Below are 17,288 nucleotides of genomic sequence, written 5' to 3' on the forward strand. Positions count from 1 at the left end.
TGTAAAATAGATAAGCTGAACTTATCTATCAGAGCACCAATGGCTGCACTTCCATCCCTGAGAGGACTTCAAGCCTTCGAGGCAGCTGCCCGCTCCGGGAGCTTTGCCGCGGCGGCGGAAGAGCTATCGATTTCGGCGGCCGCCGTCAGCCAGCTCATCCGCACGGTCGAAGAGCAGATGGGCCGCAAGCTGTTCCACCGCGTCAACCGCCGCGTGGTGCTGACCGAAGCCGGCGTCGAGATGCTGCCGAGGCTGACCTTGGCTTTCCAGGAGATCGGCAGCATCGCGCGCGGCGGCGATGCCTTCCGCCCGCGCCTTGTCATATCGGTGCCGCCGTCGATGGCGATGGGCTGGCTTTCGAAGCGTCTCGCCGGCTTTGTCGCCAGCCACGGCGCTGTCGATATCTCCCTGCGCGGCGATGACGACCCGGTGCCGTTCGATCGCGAGCTGATCGACATCAGGTTGTCCTTCGGACCGCATTATCGTGAACACCCGACCGAGGACATTGTCAGGGACGCCGTCTATCCCGTCTGCGCGCCTGGGCTTACGGCAACGATCAAACCCGAAAGCTTGGTCCGCATGCCGCTGATCCACACCGACTGGGGGCCGACTGGCGCGTCGTTTCCGTCATGGCGCAACTGGTTCGAGGCGGCCCGCATCGAGCCCGGCCGGGCAGTCCAGCGCGGCCTGTCGGCGAACTCGTCGCGGGCAGCGCTCGACCTGGCAATTTCAGGGCTGGGCGTGGCGCTGGCGCAAGGCATCTATTGCGCCAAGGCACTGGAAGACGGCCGGCTGGTCCGGGCGAATGCCCTATCGATCGCGCTGCGCCAACCCTATTGCCTGACGATCCCGGAGCGCAGCGCAAGGCGCGACGTGGTGGCGGCATTTCGCGATTGGCTGATCGAGGAATGCCGGCGTTCCGTGGGTTCGCCGACGCTCGGCGTGCGAGCCCTGAATTCCTGATGACGGAGGCTGCTTTCGTTTTCGTGCCACGTCCAAAGGTCGGAAAACCGCTCAGCGTAGTTAGTCGCCGGGCTCTTTGCACATTCGGAGAAATTGACAAATACCGGAATCAGCCGAATCTTGCTACCCGATACCCTCGCCTTTGACGACTCCAAAACATTGAAAGAAACTGCTATATAAGTATTGCCTTGCAACTAAAGAAGCGCCACGATCATAGGCGGTCGAGCATCATGACCTGCGGCTTCAGGCAGACTGAGAAGATTTATGGTCTTCTCCGGCATATTCGCTTTCGTCATGATGAGTTGCGGCAATGCCAACGGGTTGCGATAACCTAAATATCAAAGGTATTGTGACCGTTCGTTGTTTGAGAATTTTTGGAGAAACGTGGCCATGCCAAGAAATTGTCGGCTCGCGCTTTTGTTCTACCAGATGTGCCCTCACCTTATCTCGTTTCCAAGCCACCTCATTGCGATGATATTCTCCAAAGAAAGCACCACGGCCGCAGCGGCTGGGCAAAAATGGAAACCCTGACTAACCTACTAACATCGACTTGGGTCTCGGCTCTCCTGCCGGGATTATCGCTATACGGAACAGCGCTAGTCGGCTCGCTACTGATGTATTTTTTTGCAGCCACAAAAGGTATGGAAGGAACAATACCGAGACTCAAGCTACTGATTCCGAACAGAAGCGACACATATTACTTTCGTTTAGACTTTATTCTTGTAACAATATTCGGACCAATTGTTGGTCTAATTTGTTTTAAGCCGACCGACGCTTTTCAGGCACTCGCGGCTGGGTGCGGATGGGTTGCCGCTTTGAATGTTCTCGTCCAGCAGAAGCCGAACCTTGCAAACTTGCCCCAGGCAGAGAGCTCATCCGACTTGGCGAACGTCAGCGATGTAGAGCCTCCGTCTCCGCCGAGCTCATCCGCGCCCAATGGGCAACAAACTTAACAAGTGGTCGAATTAGATGATAGAAACAGTTGATATCGCTTATTTAAGTTTTCTCTGGATTGGCGTTTTGATCGGCGCGGGCATTGTGCTTGCTTATGTAATTTTCCCAAAGTTTTTTCAAGGATCAAAGATCCGATTCAGAATCCTTTTAGTCATCAGCACATTTGCAACCTTTATGGCTATCATATCCGCGCTTATATACTCGCAGACAAGCTCTGGTAGCTTGAATATCGTGTTTGATTGCGCGTTTGAAGGCAGTTTTGCTCCCACCGTTCTCACCTGTACCGATGCGACAGAAGGCGGCGAACATACTAGTCACTGGCAGCTTACCGAGGCTATCAATAAGACTCAAACGAAGGATGGGAGAGTCGCCGAATTTGTCATTGCAACGCCTGGCAACTTCAAAGTGGCGCTGACTGCCGAGCAGCGCAGCTTGTTTTCACGAGGATCCAACGTAGCTGAACGTACATTTAGCATCGCAGCTCCACCTCCCCCTAGAAGTGCCATCCAGTCTTTTCCGTTTCAAGTTCAGGGATTTGAGCCAGGGTTGTTTCCCAGAACGTTTTCTGTAGCTCCCGGCGAGAAGATCGTGGGGGTACAACTAGAGATACAATCGGCAGAACGTGCGGAAGCACAGATTACTAATCAAACCGACAGCCGGGTTGACATCGTAGTTAGACTTCTTGGAAATCTGGATAAAACCCCGTTCGGCTTTAACAAGATTCCGTCGTTCATAGCCGGCACTGTTATTATTACGGTGCAAAAAAGGGCTGATCAGTAGCCGGGCCATGAACCCAATACCGAGGGTCAAATGATGCTGTCAGCCACGCCTCAGGCGACGGCTGCAAAAGGTAGTTGCCCCAAGGCACAACTGCAGACGCTCAATTCTCCAGTTGGTTCTTGACTCAACAGCTTAGAATTTCAGCTTGACATCACATAGCTTAGGGAACCTCGATGTTCTCACCTGCTTACAGGTGGCTGGCCAATGCGGCCACCATGTCCTTGTTCGTCGCCACGGGAATGATCTCGAACTCCACCAAATCAGCCCATTCGATGACCCAGCGCTGCAGCAGCGTCACGTCATCGGCCTCGACCAGCAGAAAGCAGCGGCTCATATCCGCCGCGATCCAGGAGTGGTGGACGACAAGCTCGTCCGGCTTCAGTCGGCCGCGCTCGCCGAAGCGGCGATAAATCTCCTTGCGATCGCAGCCGGTGAAATCCTCGATGACGATGAACTGCATTGTTCCCCCGGTCGAATTACCTTCCCGGACGGTCGAGCCGCTCCAGGAACCATTGCGTCAGCCGCACCCAGACCTCGTCCTTTTCGCCGGAATCCTCCCAACCATGGTCGAGATTGGGGTTGTCATTGACCTCGATGACGAAGACGCCATCCTTGGTTTCCTTGAGGTCGACGCCGTAAAGCCCGTCGCCGATGCAGCGCGCCGCCTTCACCGCTGTTTCGACGACATGTGGTGGCGTCTCTTTCAGCGTGAAGGTCTTGATGCCGCCCTGATCGGGCTTGCCGCTGGCCTTGTGGTTGACGATCTGCCAGTGCTTCTTGGCCATCAGATAGTGCACGGCAAACAGAGGCTGGCCGCCGAGCACGCCGACGCGCCAGTCATATTCGGTCGGAATGAATTTCTGCGCGATCAGAAGATCGGAATCCTCCAGCCACTCGGTGGCGAGCGTCTTCAGTTCCTCGAAGTTGCCGCATTTCTTGACGCCGCGCGAGAACGACGAATCCGGGATTTTCAGCACCAGCGGAAAGCCCAGCGTCTGCGCCGCCAGTTCGAGGTCCGTGGTGCCGGCAATCATCACCGTCGGCGGCACCGGCACCTTGTTGTAGGCCATCAGCTCGTTGAGATAGACCTTGTTGGTGCAGCGGATCATCGACAGCGGGTCGTCGATCACCGGCATGCCTTCTTGCTGGGCGCGGCGGGCGAAGCGGTAGGTATGGTTGGAGATCGAGGTTGTCTCGCGGATGAACAGCGCGTCGTAGTTGGCGAGCTTGGCGAGATCCTTCCTGGTGATCGGCTCGATTTCGACGCCCATCTTTTCGGCGATCTTGGCCCAGTAGCGCAGCGAGGAAATCTCCGACGGCGGCAGTTCCTCATGCGGATCGACCAGCGTGGCGAAGGTGTAGCGCGCCGGCGTGCGGCCCTTGGTGTCACGCCACTCGCGGTTGGTGTAGGTCTCGAGGGCCTGCACGAAGAAGGCTTCTTCCTCCTCGGTCATCCTGGCCAGGGGCAGGAAGCCGATCTTGCGGATCGAAGCCCATTCGGCGCTGTCCTTGATGTGGACCTCAAGCGCGGGGGCACGGAACCAGTCGAACAACAGCTTGGCGAAGCGATCCCATATTTTCGACGGGCCGATGCCGAAGAAGATGCAGACTTTTTGCGGAAAGACGCCGCCGAGATCCTTGCGGCATTTGTTGAGCGCCAGTTCCAGTTCCGGCAGCGCGTGCTCGTAGAGCTTGCGCTCCGACAGGTCGATCATCGTCTCGACCGTCGGGATGACCTTGTGGCCGCGCGAACCGGCAAGCAGCGAGGCATAGTAGCCGCGGCTCTGGTAGGCGTAATTGTTCGACAGGTTGATGACCTTCGGCTGCTGGCCGCGAAACAGCGCCGGATGCGCAAGATAATCACGGTTGGTGATGATCTTGTGCGGCGTTGCCGCCTGGTCGAGATCGTTCTGACGGCCGGTGAGGATGACCCAGGTCATTGTTATCAGCGTTTCCCAAGAGTGATGGCAGCACGCAGTCCGTCGCGGCCGAATTGCGCCATGTTCATGAAGATGCCGTGGGGGACGGGAATGTTGGCGGCATCGAGGATGGTCTCCTGTCTTTCGTCCTCGACCCAGGGATCGTGGATCAGGATGTGGTCGCCATCGTCGCCAATGGCCAGCACCCAATGCGGCACCTTCTTGCCGAACATCAGGAAGCCGCTGATCAGCACCAGCACAAGTTTTCCCTCGGCCAGGGCGCCACGGATGTCGTCGATGGCGAATGGACGGTAATTCACCGGGATGCCGTATTGTTCCGCGCGGCGGCGAAAGTCGACCTGGGCGAGTTCCATCACCCGGCGCTTGTCCTCGCTGCGCACTGACTGCAGGAAGAGCGCGCCGTAGAAGGACACGAAGATTTCAGCCGCAAGCCCGTTTTCGTGGCCGGCCACCGCAAGGCCGAACGGCTCGCAGCCGCCGGGGCCGGACATCATGAACACGGTCGTCGCCTCGCGCCACAGGCGGATTTCCATGACCGGATCGGGCGCGAAGCCGGAATCGAAATTGGCCATCGCCATCATCAGGCAGCATGGGCCGCAGGTGAATTCACAGGTCTGCTGGTAGAACGGCACTTTGGTGGCGACCGGAATATCGCCGCGCAAGGTCTTCTCGTAGCGCAGCGCCGTTTCGCCATCCTCGTAGTAGTGCGGTTCGCGGCCGATCTTGCGATAGCCGCTCTGCTCATAGATGCGGATGGCGCGAAGATTGTCCTCGCGCACTTCGAGGCGCAGCATCATGCGGCCGTGTTCGAAGGCGGCCTCTTCGGCCGCTGCAAGCAGCATGCGGCCAATACCGAGGCCGCTGAAAAACGGACTGGTGGCGAGCGAATAGAGCCGGGCGACGCCGCTGCCCTTGCGAAACAGCACCACGGCGTAGCCGGCGACGCGGCCATCACTTTCGGCGACCAGCATCTCGGCCGTCTCGCGTTCGATCAACAGGCGAAAGGAGCGCCGGGAAATGCGGTCACTGGAAAAAACCGCCTTCTCGATGGCGGCGAGGTCATCGACGTCGGACGCGCGGGCCTTGCGAATCTCGGCAGGCATGCGGGTTCAGAAAACCTCGATTGAGTGGGTGGAAAGCCCCGGTCGAACACATCGCAAACATCAGCCGAAACGCCGATATCACCCAAGCGCTATCGCACCTTGAATAGGGCCGAATTGTGACAGGTTCCGCCGCGAGTGGCGGGCGGTGGCGGCGGCACCGCGAAGTGCTGCGCCGCCCCGTCCATGACCCGAAAACGGAATGCGCTCAACTGGCGAGACCCGCCAGAAGCTGACCGTAGGCGCGCTTGGCGACAGCCGCCAGTTGCTCGCGCGGCAGCGAGCCGACGACCGCGCAGGCATAGCCCTTGTCCAGCCAGTAGACCGCCTCGGGGCCGTCGGCGTCGACCATGTAGGTGCCCTTCGACTTGGCTGAGGAATCAGCGGTAACGAACAGGGAGATGCGCTGGCCCTTGGCGTCCTCGTAAAGCAGCATCGCCGCCTTGCCCTGACCAGCAGGCAGCAGCCGGCCGCCAACAAGCTGGAAGCCTTCCGCCACAAGATCCGGCGCCACCAGCTTCAAGCCGACACGGTTGGACAGCCAGGTCTGCAAATGATCCCTGTCGCTGGCGGGCACTTCCACCGCATGGCGTTGTTCGGCGGCATAGATGACATGGGCGGCGATCGCCTCCTCGGCCAGTTGGTCGTCTGCCCCGTCATCCCTGCCAATACCGTCGATGCCGGCAAAATAGCCGCCGAGGCCGCCGACGACGAGCACTGCCGCCGCCGCGGCCGCAAGCCACCAGCGCGAGGGCCGCGTCGCTACCCTGGTTGGGCCTTCGCCGCGCACGATCTGCTTGAACAGCATCGGCACCGGCTCGTCGAGCACGCCGGCAAAGGCGGCGCGCAGCGCGGCGCGGTCGGCGGTGTAGCGGGCGCTTTTCGCCTTCATTTCGGGATTGGCGTCGATCCAGGCGTCATAGGCGGCGCGCTCATCGCTCGGCAGTTCGCCGTCGAGGGCCATGTGGATGTCGCGTTCGGAAAAATCGCGGCGGGTCATTTCTCGACGATCCTTATCGAGCGGCGGCGCGCCGTGTCGTCGAGCAGGCTGCGCAGTTCTTCGCGCCCTCGCGCTATGCGCGACATCAGCGTGCCGGCGGGCACGCCGAGAATGTTGGCAGCCTCGGCATAGGAAAATCCTTCGATGGCGACCATGACGAGGGCGGCGCGGCGGTCGGGGCTGATCGCCTGCAGCGCGTCGATGATCTCGCGCGAGGCGGCGTTCTCCGCCTGCTCGGCGGGGACTGCCTGCGCCTCGTTTGCGTCAAGCGGCAGGATCGCCGCCTCGCCGCGCCGGTTCACCTTGCGCATCTGGTCGATGAACAAATGATGCATGATCGTAAACAGCCACCTCCGGGGGCTTTCTCCTGTCTGCCAGCTGTCGAGCCGCAAGAGCGCCCGTTCGAGGCAATCCTGGACGAGATCGTCGGCGGAATCGCGGTCGCGCAGAAGCGAGCGTGCGTAGCGGCGCAGGCGCGGTATTTCACCAAGGATTGCTGCCTTCTTTTCGTCCATGACCGCTGGTTCTGAGGTCGCCCTTGTTTAACCCGATTGAACGCGCCTTCCCGGCGCGGCGCAAGCAGCCAGCGCGAAGCGGTCTGCCGCCCCGGTCACCCAAGCAATGAGATAACGAGGTGATCGGCCAAATTATTCCCGGCAATCAATAAGAAAGCCGAATTCTCCCAAATCCGTCAGCAGGAAAGACAACCCGGCCCAAGTTGAGAATGGCGGCTGCTCCCGACACCGCACGAAGCGTCAGTCATCCCACATCTCGTCGCTGAATTTTTTCATATCAAACTCGGGATTGGGCAGACCTGCCTTCGCAGCCTCCGATTGCAATTTGGCGAGCCTATCGCGTAACGGCACTGCGGCGCGATTGCGTTCGAGTTCATGCACAGGCGCGATCCGCACCGCCTCCGTCTTGCTCGCAGCGTTGATTTGGTGCTGCAATTTGATGGCTAGCGCATGCACTTCTTCGTCCCGGATATAGAGCGGCATCGGCATGTCCTTTACTGGATGTCTGGGTATTCCACCTCGCATATTCCTTCAAGAACCCGCGCTGCCCTCCCTCGCCGCCCGTGTCAGCAGCCGCTGGTAGAACAGGCCGATGCCGATCAGCACGGCGCCGAGGCCGATGAAGGACAGCGCCCTGAGCACGCCTTCCAGTTCCGACATGTCGAACAGGAAGACCTTCACCACGGCAATCGCGATCAGCGCCGCCGAGGCAATGCGCAGCACCTGCGATTTCAACCAGACGCCGGCAGTGAGCAGCACGACGCCGATGACCAGCCAGAGCGCGGAATAGGTGTAGGTCTCGAGTTGGCCGAGGCCGCTCCACAGGCCGATGAACTCGCCCTTGAACACGCGCCTGACCGACAGTGTGGCATAGGCGAAGGCGAGCAACGCCGCCACCACCGCCAGCATCTGCGCATACCATGGCGGCCGCTTATACCTGGCGTAGAGCGCCAGCCCGCCGGCGGCGATGGCCGGCAGCAGGTAGGCCAGGAACAACAGGTTGAACACCGGGATCTGGCCGGTCGATTCATCGGTGAACAACGGGTTCAGCACCAGGAAATGCTGGAAGACGATGAAGGCGACCGAGACCACGCCGGCGGCCATCGAGCCGTAGCGCAGCACCGAACTTGGCGAGCGCATGTCGATTGCGACCAATATGGCGCCGGCGCCGATGGCGATCAGCGTGTAGATCGCCTGTTCGGCGAGCGTGACGGTGCCGGTGTCGATGACGCCGCCATGCATGGCGTGGCGCACCAGCATGGCCACGGTGAGCAGCGCGAACAGGGCGGCACCCGCCTCCATGGCAAGGCGCGGCCGGCCATTGCCAGTTATTGGTAGTGCGGGGGTGGTGCGGGCGAGCTGCCAGGCGGCAAAACCGAAGGCCAGCGCCGGCACGCCGTATCCCGGCAGCAGCCAGTTGAACACGGGCGTCGTCGTCAGAAATTCGGCACCGACGATGGTCGGATCGAAGGCGACGCGGCCAAGCACGGCGACAACCGCGCCGACCGAAATCCAGCCGAGCACCGGATAGCTGCGCCAGCGCGTGGCCAGCGCCGGCACGATGGCGGCAACGCCGGCGAGAACGGTTGTCCAGCCGGAACCGAACGCCATATGCAGCATCAGGAGGCCGGCCAGAGCCGAGCCGCCAAGCGCGAAGGAGACGGCGACGTCGCCCTTGAGCGGCGGCTGTTCGGCGCGCGCGATCCATTCGCCGCCAGCGGCGAAGACGACGACCAGAAGGGCAGCGACCGCGGCATAGGCAAGGTCGCGATCGAGATTTCCGTAGGCAAGCCACAGCGTCAGCAGGATGACCATTGGCGCGGCGACGCCCCATGCCGCCCAGCATGCCGCGCGGACCTGTGCCGTGGCGGCGAAGCGGCGTGCGGCCCAGAAGCCGGCGCCGATGAAGACCAGGCCGAGGCCAATGCCGATGTGCAGCGTCCAGGGGTTTCCGGCCGCCACCGGCATGCCGTCAAAGCCTATGTTTCCCTGGGCTAAGTCTGAGCCGATGGTGGCGGGCGGAATGATGCCGAGATAGATCATCACGCTCACCACGCCGGCGGCGTGCAGCAGCGGCAGCGCGCGCGGCCGGTAGAGTGCGGTGGCGACAAGGGCGACGAGGACGAACGCGCCCGGCAAGGCGCCGCCGGCGGCGACCAGCGTCTTGTCGACGGACAGGCCGAGCGCCGAAAATGCGACGAAAACTCCCGGCACGATCGAGGGCCAGTCGAAGCCTTTGTTTGCAGTTTCGGCTTCGCCGCCACGACTGCCCAGCCAGACAAAGGCAAGCACAGCCAGCGTCACCGCGTCAATGAACAGGATGACGGCAAGGTCGGTGCCGGGCGCAGCCATCATGTAGGCGATGGTCCAGGCGCCGGTACCGAAGAAGGCCGCCGCGATCAGGAATTTCCAGTCGCGCATGCGGGCGATCACCGCGCTGGCGGCAAGCACGATGGCGAGATAGATGAACAGCGCCCATGGGTTAGGCGCCTGCGAGGACACAAGTGCCGGCGTTGCCATGGAGCCGACAAGGCCGATGCCGGCCAGCGCCTGGCCGTGGACGAGAGCGGCGACAATCGTCGCCACGCCGATGGCGCCGAGCACGGTGAAGGCGAAGGCCGGACCGACGAAGCCGTAAACGGCATGGGCGGCATAGACCGTGCCGAACAGGATGAAGGCGCCGGCGGCCGTCAGTATCGCCGGGATATAGGCGCCAGCCACTCCTTCCACCGGGACCTTGAAGCCCGTGCGGCGGATGAACTCGCCGCCGCCGACGAGCACCAGACCGAGCAAGGCTGCGAGGGCCAGCCGCACTTCAGGGCCGAAAATGCCGGCCTCGATGGTATAGCGGATCAGGAACAGGCCGCCCAAGGCCAGCGCGATGCCGCCGACCCAGACCGCCCATCGTGTGCCAAGCGCGGTTTCGACCTCGCTCTGGCGAGCGGCTTTCGCGGCGGCCGGCGCGGATCCGGCTAACGCCGCCTTGGCCGCTTCTGACAGTTCTGGCACGGCCTCACTGGTGGCCGCTTCGGCCTCCGCGGCCGGTGCCTGTGCTGCTTCAGGCACTGTTGGCGGAGCTACATCGGCAACTGTTGCAATTGCCTCAGGGGGCGCCGGCACACTGTCGTTCGCGGCCTGCTCGACCGGTTTGGCAGCGGGCGCGGCGACATTCACGCCGGACAGAACCAGGCTGCGCAGCGCGCCGAGTTCGCGTTCGATCAGGCTGATGCGGCCCTGCTGGCGCAAGACGAGGACGAACAGCACGACAACGACGACAGCGCCAATCAGGCTCTCAAACATGGCGGTTCCCCCAAACCAGGCCAGTTTTCACTGACAATTGCGGCGGCCACACGGCCACCCCAGACGGCTATTCAAGTCACGCCACCGCAATGGTGACCGGAGAAAAATCATCGAGCATGTTTCGTCGGCAAATTCCAGCGGTCTACGACCATTATCCTCACCCATCATCTGAGATGGTCAGGAATGGCGTGCCACCGCCACTTGCCAGAGACCATGTTATTCTCAGGTGAACTCCTGGGAAAATCAAATGCCTAAAAGAAGCGCGGGACTGCTGATCCACCGGACAAAGGCCGGCATTATCGAATTTCTGCTGGTTCATCCCGGCGGTCCCTTCTGGGCAAGGAAGGACGAAGGCGCCTGGTCTATCCCCAAGGGTCTCGTCGAGGAGAACGAGGATGAGTTGGCGGCCGCCCGGCGCGAGGCCGGAGAGGAACTCGGCGTCGCCATCGATGGTGATTTCGAGCCCGTCGGCAGCTATCGGCAAGCCGGCGGCAAGATCGTCATCGCCTGGAGTGTCGAAGCCGACATCGACGCCGATGCCGTAAAAAGCAACATGTTCACCATGGAGTGGCCGCCACGGTCGGGCGCGATGAAGGAATTTCCCGAAGTCGACAGAGCCGGCTGGTTTTCATTGGCTGAAGCCAGCCTCAAGATCCTCAGCGGTCAGCGCGCCATCCTCGATGATTTTTTGGGCAGTCGCAAAGTCGATTAGGCGCTACGTCGCCCTCCCCTCGGATAGCGAACCTAGCGCGTAGCCAGATTGGCGGCTGGAAAGATCGAGCATGTCTCGGTGCCGAAGGCCAGCAATTTGCCCTGCGCATCCTTCAGCGTCGCTTCCGACACCGCCAGCGTGCGGCCCTTGTGGACGATCTTGCCCTCGCAGACCACTTCGCCGGTCTTCGGCGTGATCGGCCGCGTAAAATTCACCTTGAACTCGGCCGTCGTGTAGGCCTCACCCTTGTCGAGCAACGTCTGCACCGCGCAGGCCAGTGCAGAGTCCAGCAGCGTTGCCGCCCAGCCACCATGCACGCCGCCCAACGGGTTGAGATGCCGTTCGCTCGGCATGCCGCGAAACACCGCGCGCCCCTCCGACACTTCGGTCAGGGTAAAATTCAGCTGGAAGGAGATAGGCGGCGCCGGATATTTGCCATCGATGATGCGCTGCAAAAGTTCGATGCCGTTGTATTCGAGGAGGTCGCCAAGCGGAATGGTGCCGAGGCCAAGCGGCGACACCCGGCCGGGATAAAGTTCGACTTCACTCATGTGATGCTCACGTTGTGATTTCGGAGGTCGCGTCTGCTGTTGCGGCGGCCTTGCCGCCCAAATGATGCTTGCGCAAGGCGGCGAGGAAGCCGGCACGGGCGTCGGGCTGATCGATGCCGCGCGGCTCGTAGACGTGGCGGGTGAAGAAGAAACCGGTCAACCGGAAGGCATCCTCGAGTGCGGCCTGATCGGCGCGCAGGCCCGAGCCCCGCTGCAGGAAGGCCGGCAGCGCCAGCATCTTGTCGCGCCACGGCGCGCCAGCCTGGCGCGACACCGCGCGGCCGGATTTCGGCGAGACATAGGCCAGGTCCTGCCAGGCGCCGGTCGCCGCGCACTGGCTGAGATCGAGGCCGAAGCCGAGTTCGTCGAGGATGAGCAGTTCAAAGCGCGCCACCAGTTCGCCGGCGGCATCGGCATCGTCGAGATGGGCAATCATCACGGCCAGCGTCTCGTAAAGGCCGCCATGGGCGTCGCGCTCCGGCAGCAGCCTCAGATGCGCGGCCATGGTCTGCAGGCCGTAGACAGCGACGGCGCTATCCATCAGCCGGGCGGCATTCATCTCGATCGCCTCGGCCTGGAAGGTGCCGAGATGCTCGTCGAGGCGGGCCCGCCACAACAGGTCGACGCGGTTGCCGGGCTGCAGCACCGGCTGCTGCTTGCGCGAGCGGCCGCCGCGCACCAGGCCGAGATGGCGGCCATGCGCGCGCGTCATCACCTCGAGGATGGCGCTGGTTTCGCCATGCTTGCGGGTGCCGAGAATGATTCCCTCGTCGCGCCATTCCATGGCGAGAGCTTGTCACCGGTTGCGTGGCGAAATCAAGATTTTGGCGCGCCGCGTGCGATCTGTGCTGACATTGGACCCCCAACACGTCGTCGAAACGCTATGATCACGTGAATTTCCTGTGGTCGGCCAGCACGTCATCGATGACGCGGCGAGATCTGTCAGCTTCGGCCTGGTTGGCGTCGTGTCCGGCAACGGTGATCAGCGCCTTCCACAGCGTCCAGCCGCGGCCGCGTGCCCAGGTCGCTTCATCGACTGCGATGCGATTGCGAAAAGCCTCCCGGCTTTCGCCTTCGAAGAACGTCCAGACGATCGCCAGGTCGCAGGACGGGTCGCCGATGCCGGAGGTGCCGAAGTCGATGACGGCGCTCAGGCGACCGTCTTCAACCAGAAGGTTGCCCCAGGCGACGTCGCCGTGGAACCAGACAGGTGAGCCCTGCCAAGTGGCGGCCAAGGCGGCATCCCAGACAATGGTGGCTGCCTGCGTGTCGATCTTTCCGCTCAGCGCGGCAATGGCTTGCCTTGCCTCCGCATCGTAGACAGTCAGCGATCCGCCGCGAAAGAAATTGTGCTCGCCCGCAGCCGGTCCGCCCGCCGGATCGATCTGCCTCAGCGCGACGAGGAAATCGGCCAGCGCAACCGCGAACTCTCGACGATCGGCGATTTCGGCGGTCTTCGCGGTTTCGCCTTCGATCCAGCGGTAGACGGACCAATGCCAGGGATAGCCTTCCGCCGGCTCGCCCATCGCCAGCGGAACCGGAATCGGCAGCGGCAAAAGCGGCGCCAGCCTGGGCAGCCAGCGGTGCTCCTTTTCGACCTGCAGCGCATACGGCGCGGCACTTGGCAGCCGCACGGTCATCTCGTCGCCGAGATGGAAGGTACGGTTGTCCCAGCCGCCTGATGCCACCGGGCTCACCTTCAGATGCCGCCATTGCGGGAACTGGGCGTCGATCAACCGGCGCACGAGATCGGTATCGATGGTCAGTTTTGGTTGCACGTCGTCGTCTCAACTGCCAGGGCGGCATTTCTAGACGACGAAGTTCAATGGGGAAACTCCAGCCCCATCTCGCGATAGCGCTCGGGGTCGTCGCCCCAGTTCTCGCGCACCTTGACGAACAGGAACAGGTGCACCTTCTGCTCCAAAATGCCGGCGATCTCCATGCGCGCGGACTGGCCGATGGCGCGGATCGTTTCGCCCTTGTGGCCGAGCACGATCTTCTTCTGGCTGTCGCGCTCGACATAGATGGTCTGGTCGATGCGCACCGAACCGTCCGGCTTCTCTTCCCATTTCTCGGTCTCGATATGGGAGGAATAAGGCAGTTCCTGGTGGAGGCGCAGATACAGTTTTTCGCGGGTGATCTCGGCCGCCAGCTGACGCATCGGCAAGTCGGAGATCTGGTCTTCCGGATAATACCAGGGGCCGGCCGGCAGCGCCTGCGCGAGGTAGTCGAGCAGGTCCTTGCAGCCGGAGCCGGTCAGCGCCGAGACCATGAAGGTGCGCTTGAACGGCACTTTCTCGTTCGCTGCCGCGGCCAGGGCCAGCAGCGCCTCGTGCTTGACCCGGTCGACCTTGTTGAGGATCAGCACCATCGGCTGGCGGACATCCTTCAGCCGCTCGAGGATGGCGTCGGCATCGCCCCTGATGCCGCGCTCGGCATCGATCAGCAGCAGCACGATATCGGCGTCCTTGGCGCCGCCCCAGGCCGTGGTCACCATCGCCGTGTCGAGCCGGCGCTTCGGCTTGAAGATGCCGGGCGTGTCGACGAAGACGATCTGCGCATTGTCGTGCGTGGCGATGCCGCGCACGATGGCGCGGGTGGTCTGCACCTTGTGGGTGACGATCGACACTTTGGCGCCGACCAGCTGGTTGACCAGCGTCGATTTGCCGGCATTGGGCGCGCCGATCAGGGCGACGAAGCCGGAGTGTGTGGCAGGGGTTTCCGCTGCCGGAGGGAGATCTTCGCTGGCGGTCATGCCGCACTCCCTTGGTTGGCCCAGATGCCTTCGCGTAACAGAAATGCCGATGCCGCCGCTTCTTCGGCTGCGCGACGAGAGCCGCCCATGCCGCTTGCCGGGGCAAAGCCGCTGACCCTCACGGAAACCGTGAAAACCGGTTGGTGTTCGGGCCCTTCGCGTTTTTCGATCGCGTATTCGGGCCTGACATCGCTGGTCTTGGCGATCCATTCCTGCAGGTCGGATTTCGGATTGGGCGGCTTTGCCACCACCTTTTGCGAGCGCGGCTCCCAGTAGCGCAAGACGAATTGCCTCGCCGCGTCTAGGCCGCCATCGATGTAGACCGCCGCGATCAGCGCTTCGACCGCATCCGCCAGATAGTTTCCGCCCGAACCGCGCGAGCGCGCCTTCAAGGCGGCGTCGGCCCGGACCAGATCTTCCAGCTGCATTTCAATGCCGATGTCGGAGCATGTCCGCGCATCGACCAGGGCATTGAAGCGAGGGGCTATCTCACCTTCCGGCGCTTCGGGAAATTTTTCGAAAAGCAGGTCGGCAACGATCAGGCCGAGCACGCGGTCGCCGAGGAATTCGAGGCGCTGGTTGTTGCTGCTTGCCTTGACCGCACTGGAATGGGTCAGCGCGGTCTCGAGCAAACGGACATCCCGGAAGGAATGGCCGGTCTTGGCTTTCACCAGATCGGCCAGAGTTTCACCAGTCGGGCGCTTCAAAGCCATCAATTTACGAAATGGAACATGCGCGACAGGCGCACCAGCGACGGCCATTTCCAGATCTCAAGCGGGCTCGCCTTCCCTGCAATCGAGAAGAAGACGATGTTGGCGCGGCCGACCAGGTTTTCGGCCGGCACGTAGCCGACGCTGAGGCGGCTGTCGGAAGAATTGTCCCTGTTGTCACCCATCATGAAATAGTTGCCGGGCGGCACGACGAACTCGCGGGTGTTGTCGGTAACCGAATTCGGTGTCAGGTCGAGCGTGTCGTAGCTGACACCGTTGGGCAGCGTCTCGCGATAGACATCGACCGGCTCAGGCACTTCCGTGATATCTGGGTTTTCGATCTGGCCGGTCTTCACGCGCGGAACACCCTCGCCGTTGATGAACAGCTGGCCGTTCTTCATCTGGATCCTGTCGCCGGGCAGGCCGACGACGCGCTTGATGTAGTCGAGCGAAGGATCCGGCGGGAACTTGAACACCACCACGTCGCCGCGCTTCGGGTCGGAGCCCCAGATGCGGCCGGAAAAGATGTCGGGGCCGAACGGCAGCGAATAGCGCGAGAAGCCATAGGACCATTTGGTCACAAAGAGATAGTCGCCTTCGAGCAAGGTCGGCCGCATCGATCCCGACGGAATCGAGAAGGGCTGGAACAGGAGCGTGCGGATGACCATGGCCAGCAGCAAAGCCTGGATGATGACGCTGACGATTTCGCCAAGCCCGCCGGATTTCTTCTCGGATTTTTCAGCCACGCTCATGTCGTCCTCGATTGTGCGTTGGATGGTATAGAGTCTCGGCGTGCGCTGGGCAACGTCATGTCGGCGTTAGATATAATCGCCGGTCGTCAGATGCAATCAATGTGGCGCTTGTTCGGCGGGCAGCGCCTCGATAATCACAAAGGCTTGAGCAAGCGGGAAATCATCGGTGATTGTGAGGTGGATCGCCGCTTGGTGTCCCTGCGGCAGGATTTTGGCCAGCCTGAGGGCCGCGCCCCCGGTCAGCGCCATGGTCGGCGCGCCGCTGGGCAGGTTGGCGACGCCCATGTCGCGCCAGAACACACCTTGCGCCAGGCCGGTGCCGAGCGCCTTGGCGCAGGCTTCCTTGGCGGCGAAGCGCTTGGCATAGGAGGCGGCACGCCCGGCACGGCCCTCGGAGCGGGCTTGTTCGACCTCGGTGTAGATGCGCTGGATGAAACGCTGGCCATGCCGTTCCAGCGACTTTTCGATGCGTCTGATGTCGATCAGGTCGCTGCCGATGCCGATGATCATTCCGCAGGAACTTCCCGCCCGCCGTGCCCGGCTTTGTGCGCCCGCTCCGCCATGCGCTTCCTGCGCTGCTCACGAAAGACGGTCATGCCCCAGCGGGTGATGCCGTAGAAGATGAGCCCGAAGACCAACCCGAGCGGCACCGCGCCGATCAGCATCGGCTCCAGCACCGGGTGCCACAGCTTGGCAAACGACAGCGTGTGCATCATTTCGCCGAGATGCGCGGGCGGTCCGTTCTTGGGCAGGCGCTCATGCAGGATCAGCTTGCCGACTTCCCAGGACGCCCCCCACAGCAGCGGGAAAGTCAGCGGATTGCCGAAGAATACCGCGCCGAGGGCGGCAGCCACCAGATTGCCGGCGATCACCCAGCAGAGCACGGCGGCGACGGCGAAATGGAAGCCGAGCGGGAAGAAGGAGGCGAATACGCCGGCCGCGACGCCGGCCGCCACCGCATGCGGCGTGGCCTTCAGCCGCAGGATGCGCTTGGAAAAATACTGCAACGAGCGAGAAAACGAGCGGCGCGGCCACAGATAGGTACGCACCCGCTCCAGAATGCCATCAGGCTTGCGGCGTCGAAAAAGCACTCTGTTCCAGTTCCCGGTTCATCAGCGCCCAATTGCAACCATCCCTGGCCGGGCGCGATAGCTCTATCTTGCGCTTCGAGTGCGCAGAAAGGCAACAACGACTTTGATATAGCGACTGCGTCGCGGCGGAACAATGAAACGCCGCCGCGATGGTCTGCCGCAGGC

18 protein-coding genes are annotated in these 17,288 nt (G+C 62.1%); 3 read left to right on the forward strand and 15 right to left on the reverse strand.

Going from position 1 to position 17,288, the window contains the following annotated elements; genetic code table 11:
- Window positions 1-39: 39 nt before the first annotated feature.
- Both AC1D1B_RS08930 and AC1D1B_RS08935 read left to right on the forward strand, forming a co-directional pair.
- Complete coding sequence (locus AC1D1B_RS08930; protein ID WP_477331273.1) at window positions 40-963, forward strand: LysR substrate-binding domain-containing protein; 924 nt, start codon at window positions 40-42, stop codon at window positions 961-963.
- 969 nt (window positions 964-1,932) lie between these two features.
- Window positions 1,933-2,697, forward strand: a complete 765-nt coding sequence (locus AC1D1B_RS08935) for a hypothetical protein (protein WP_477331275.1) — start codon at window positions 1,933-1,935, stop codon at window positions 2,695-2,697.
- A gap of 187 nt (window positions 2,698-2,884) precedes the next feature.
- Here the strand turns inward: AC1D1B_RS08935 and AC1D1B_RS08940 are convergent, their stop codons facing one another.
- The 7 genes from AC1D1B_RS08940 to AC1D1B_RS08970 form a co-directional block, all read right to left on the reverse strand.
- Window positions 2,885-3,157, reverse strand: a complete 273-nt coding sequence (locus AC1D1B_RS08940; RefSeq protein ID WP_112560740.1) for a DUF3303 domain-containing protein — start codon at window positions 3,155-3,157, stop codon at window positions 2,885-2,887.
- 16 nt (window positions 3,158-3,173) lie between these two features.
- Entirely contained in the window at window positions 3,174-4,637 is a 1,464-nt protein-coding gene (locus tag AC1D1B_RS08945) for a RimK family protein (RefSeq protein WP_112560739.1), read from the reverse strand.
- Between the two features lie 5 nt (window positions 4,638-4,642).
- Window positions 4,643-5,740 carry a peptidase C39 family protein gene (locus AC1D1B_RS08950; protein ID WP_477331277.1) on the reverse strand — a complete coding sequence of 366 codons (1,098 nt, stop codon included), beginning with the start codon at window positions 5,738-5,740 and terminating at the stop codon, window positions 4,643-4,645.
- 205 nt (window positions 5,741-5,945) lie between these two features.
- Window positions 5,946-6,737 carry an anti-sigma factor family protein gene (locus tag AC1D1B_RS08955; protein WP_477331279.1) on the reverse strand — a complete coding sequence of 264 codons (792 nt, stop codon included), beginning with the start codon at window positions 6,735-6,737 and terminating at the stop codon, window positions 5,946-5,948.
- Complete coding sequence (locus AC1D1B_RS08960) at window positions 6,734-7,252, reverse strand: sigma-70 family RNA polymerase sigma factor (protein ID WP_477331281.1); 519 nt, start codon at window positions 7,250-7,252, stop codon at window positions 6,734-6,736. Before AC1D1B_RS08960 ends, AC1D1B_RS08955 begins: the two co-directional genes overlap by 4 nt.
- A 240-nt stretch (window positions 7,253-7,492) precedes the next feature.
- On the reverse strand, window positions 7,493-7,735 hold the full coding sequence (locus AC1D1B_RS08965) for a type II toxin-antitoxin system VapB family antitoxin (RefSeq protein WP_477331282.1): 243 nt from the start codon (window positions 7,733-7,735) through the stop codon (window positions 7,493-7,495).
- 48 nt (window positions 7,736-7,783) lie between these two features.
- Window positions 7,784-10,552, reverse strand: coding sequence for a DUF2339 domain-containing protein (locus AC1D1B_RS08970; RefSeq protein WP_477331284.1), 2,769 nt, complete (start codon window positions 10,550-10,552; stop codon window positions 7,784-7,786).
- A 247-nt stretch (window positions 10,553-10,799) separates the two neighbouring features.
- Here AC1D1B_RS08970 and AC1D1B_RS08975 point away from each other — a divergent pair, with 247 nt between their 5' ends.
- Entirely contained in the window at window positions 10,800-11,264 is a 465-nt protein-coding gene (locus AC1D1B_RS08975; protein ID WP_477331286.1) for an NUDIX hydrolase, read from the forward strand.
- Between the two features lie 32 nt (window positions 11,265-11,296).
- On the opposite strand, the gene AC1D1B_RS08980 is transcribed toward AC1D1B_RS08975, so the two are convergent.
- The 8 genes from AC1D1B_RS08980 to AC1D1B_RS09015 all read right to left on the reverse strand — a co-directional run bounded on the left by AC1D1B_RS08980 (window position 11,297) and on the right by AC1D1B_RS09015 (window position 17,123).
- Window positions 11,297-11,815: a PaaI family thioesterase gene (locus AC1D1B_RS08980; protein WP_477331288.1), complete on the reverse strand. Its 519-nt coding sequence runs from the start codon at window positions 11,813-11,815 to the stop codon at window positions 11,297-11,299.
- A 7-nt stretch (window positions 11,816-11,822) separates the two neighbouring features.
- Window positions 11,823-12,599 (reverse strand): DNA repair protein RecO, encoded by a 777-nt coding sequence (gene recO, locus AC1D1B_RS08985; RefSeq protein ID WP_477331290.1) that lies wholly within the window; start codon window positions 12,597-12,599, stop codon window positions 11,823-11,825.
- A gap of 103 nt (window positions 12,600-12,702) precedes the next feature.
- A complete protein-coding gene (locus tag AC1D1B_RS08990; protein WP_477331292.1) occupies window positions 12,703-13,593 on the reverse strand; it encodes an aminoglycoside phosphotransferase family protein in 891 nt (296 codons plus the stop codon).
- 44 nt (window positions 13,594-13,637) lie between these two features.
- The gene (gene era / locus AC1D1B_RS08995) at window positions 13,638-14,570 is read right to left on the reverse strand and encodes a GTPase Era (protein WP_477331294.1); all 933 of its coding nucleotides are present in this window, start codon (window positions 14,568-14,570) and stop codon (window positions 13,638-13,640) included.
- A complete protein-coding gene (gene rnc / locus AC1D1B_RS09000; RefSeq protein WP_477331296.1) occupies window positions 14,567-15,283 on the reverse strand; it encodes a ribonuclease III in 717 nt (238 codons plus the stop codon). The genes era and rnc overlap by 4 nt, the downstream gene beginning before the upstream one ends.
- Window positions 15,283-16,032, reverse strand: coding sequence for a signal peptidase I (gene lepB / locus AC1D1B_RS09005; protein WP_477264753.1), 750 nt, complete (start codon window positions 16,030-16,032; stop codon window positions 15,283-15,285). The genes rnc and lepB overlap by 1 nt, the downstream gene beginning before the upstream one ends.
- Window positions 16,033-16,128: 96 nt before the next feature.
- Entirely contained in the window at window positions 16,129-16,542 is a 414-nt protein-coding gene (gene acpS, locus AC1D1B_RS09010) for a holo-ACP synthase (RefSeq protein ID WP_477331298.1), read from the reverse strand.
- Window positions 16,539-17,123: a DUF2062 domain-containing protein gene (locus tag AC1D1B_RS09015; protein WP_477264757.1), complete on the reverse strand. Its 585-nt coding sequence runs from the start codon at window positions 17,121-17,123 to the stop codon at window positions 16,539-16,541. Before AC1D1B_RS09015 ends, acpS begins: the two co-directional genes overlap by 4 nt.
- Window positions 17,124-17,288 lie beyond the last annotated feature (165 nt).

Source organism: Mesorhizobium sp. P2_C5_2 (genome assembly GCF_056404535.1).

What these genes read in the sequence shown, in the direction of transcription:
- AC1D1B_RS08955 (WP_477331279.1), bottom strand. Translation starts at nt 6,737, where the DNA reads ATGACCCGCCGCGATTTTTCCGAACGCGACATCCACATGGCCCTCGAC.
- AC1D1B_RS08970 (WP_477331284.1), bottom strand. Translation starts at nt 10,552, where the DNA reads ATGTTTGAGAGCCTGATTGGCGCTGTCGTCGTTGTCGTGCTGTTCGTC.
- lepB (WP_477264753.1), bottom strand. Translation starts at nt 16,032, where the DNA reads ATGAGCGTGGCTGAAAAATCCGAGAAGAAATCCGGCGGGCTTGGCGAA.
- AC1D1B_RS08935 (WP_477331275.1), top strand. Translation starts at nt 1,933, where the DNA reads ATGATAGAAACAGTTGATATCGCTTATTTAAGTTTTCTCTGGATTGGC.
- AC1D1B_RS08930 (WP_477331273.1), top strand. Translation starts at nt 40, where the DNA reads ATGGCTGCACTTCCATCCCTGAGAGGACTTCAAGCCTTCGAGGCAGCT.
- AC1D1B_RS08950 (WP_477331277.1), bottom strand. Translation starts at nt 5,740, where the DNA reads ATGCCTGCCGAGATTCGCAAGGCCCGCGCGTCCGACGTCGATGACCTC.
- AC1D1B_RS08940 (WP_112560740.1), bottom strand. Translation starts at nt 3,157, where the DNA reads ATGCAGTTCATCGTCATCGAGGATTTCACCGGCTGCGATCGCAAGGAG.
- AC1D1B_RS08960 (WP_477331281.1), bottom strand. Translation starts at nt 7,252, where the DNA reads ATGGACGAAAAGAAGGCAGCAATCCTTGGTGAAATACCGCGCCTGCGC.
- acpS (WP_477331298.1), bottom strand. Translation starts at nt 16,542, where the DNA reads ATGATCATCGGCATCGGCAGCGACCTGATCGACATCAGACGCATCGAA.
- AC1D1B_RS08980 (WP_477331288.1), bottom strand. Translation starts at nt 11,815, where the DNA reads ATGAGTGAAGTCGAACTTTATCCCGGCCGGGTGTCGCCGCTTGGCCTC.
- rnc (WP_477331296.1), bottom strand. Translation starts at nt 15,283, where the DNA reads ATGGCTTTGAAGCGCCCGACTGGTGAAACTCTGGCCGATCTGGTGAAA.
- recO (WP_477331290.1), bottom strand. Translation starts at nt 12,599, where the DNA reads ATGGAATGGCGCGACGAGGGAATCATTCTCGGCACCCGCAAGCATGGC.
- AC1D1B_RS08945 (WP_112560739.1), bottom strand. Translation starts at nt 4,637, where the DNA reads ATGACCTGGGTCATCCTCACCGGCCGTCAGAACGATCTCGACCAGGCG.
- era (WP_477331294.1), bottom strand. Translation starts at nt 14,570, where the DNA reads ATGACCGCCAGCGAAGATCTCCCTCCGGCAGCGGAAACCCCTGCCACA.
- AC1D1B_RS08965 (WP_477331282.1), bottom strand. Translation starts at nt 7,735, where the DNA reads ATGCCGCTCTATATCCGGGACGAAGAAGTGCATGCGCTAGCCATCAAA.
- AC1D1B_RS08975 (WP_477331286.1), top strand. Translation starts at nt 10,800, where the DNA reads ATGCCTAAAAGAAGCGCGGGACTGCTGATCCACCGGACAAAGGCCGGC.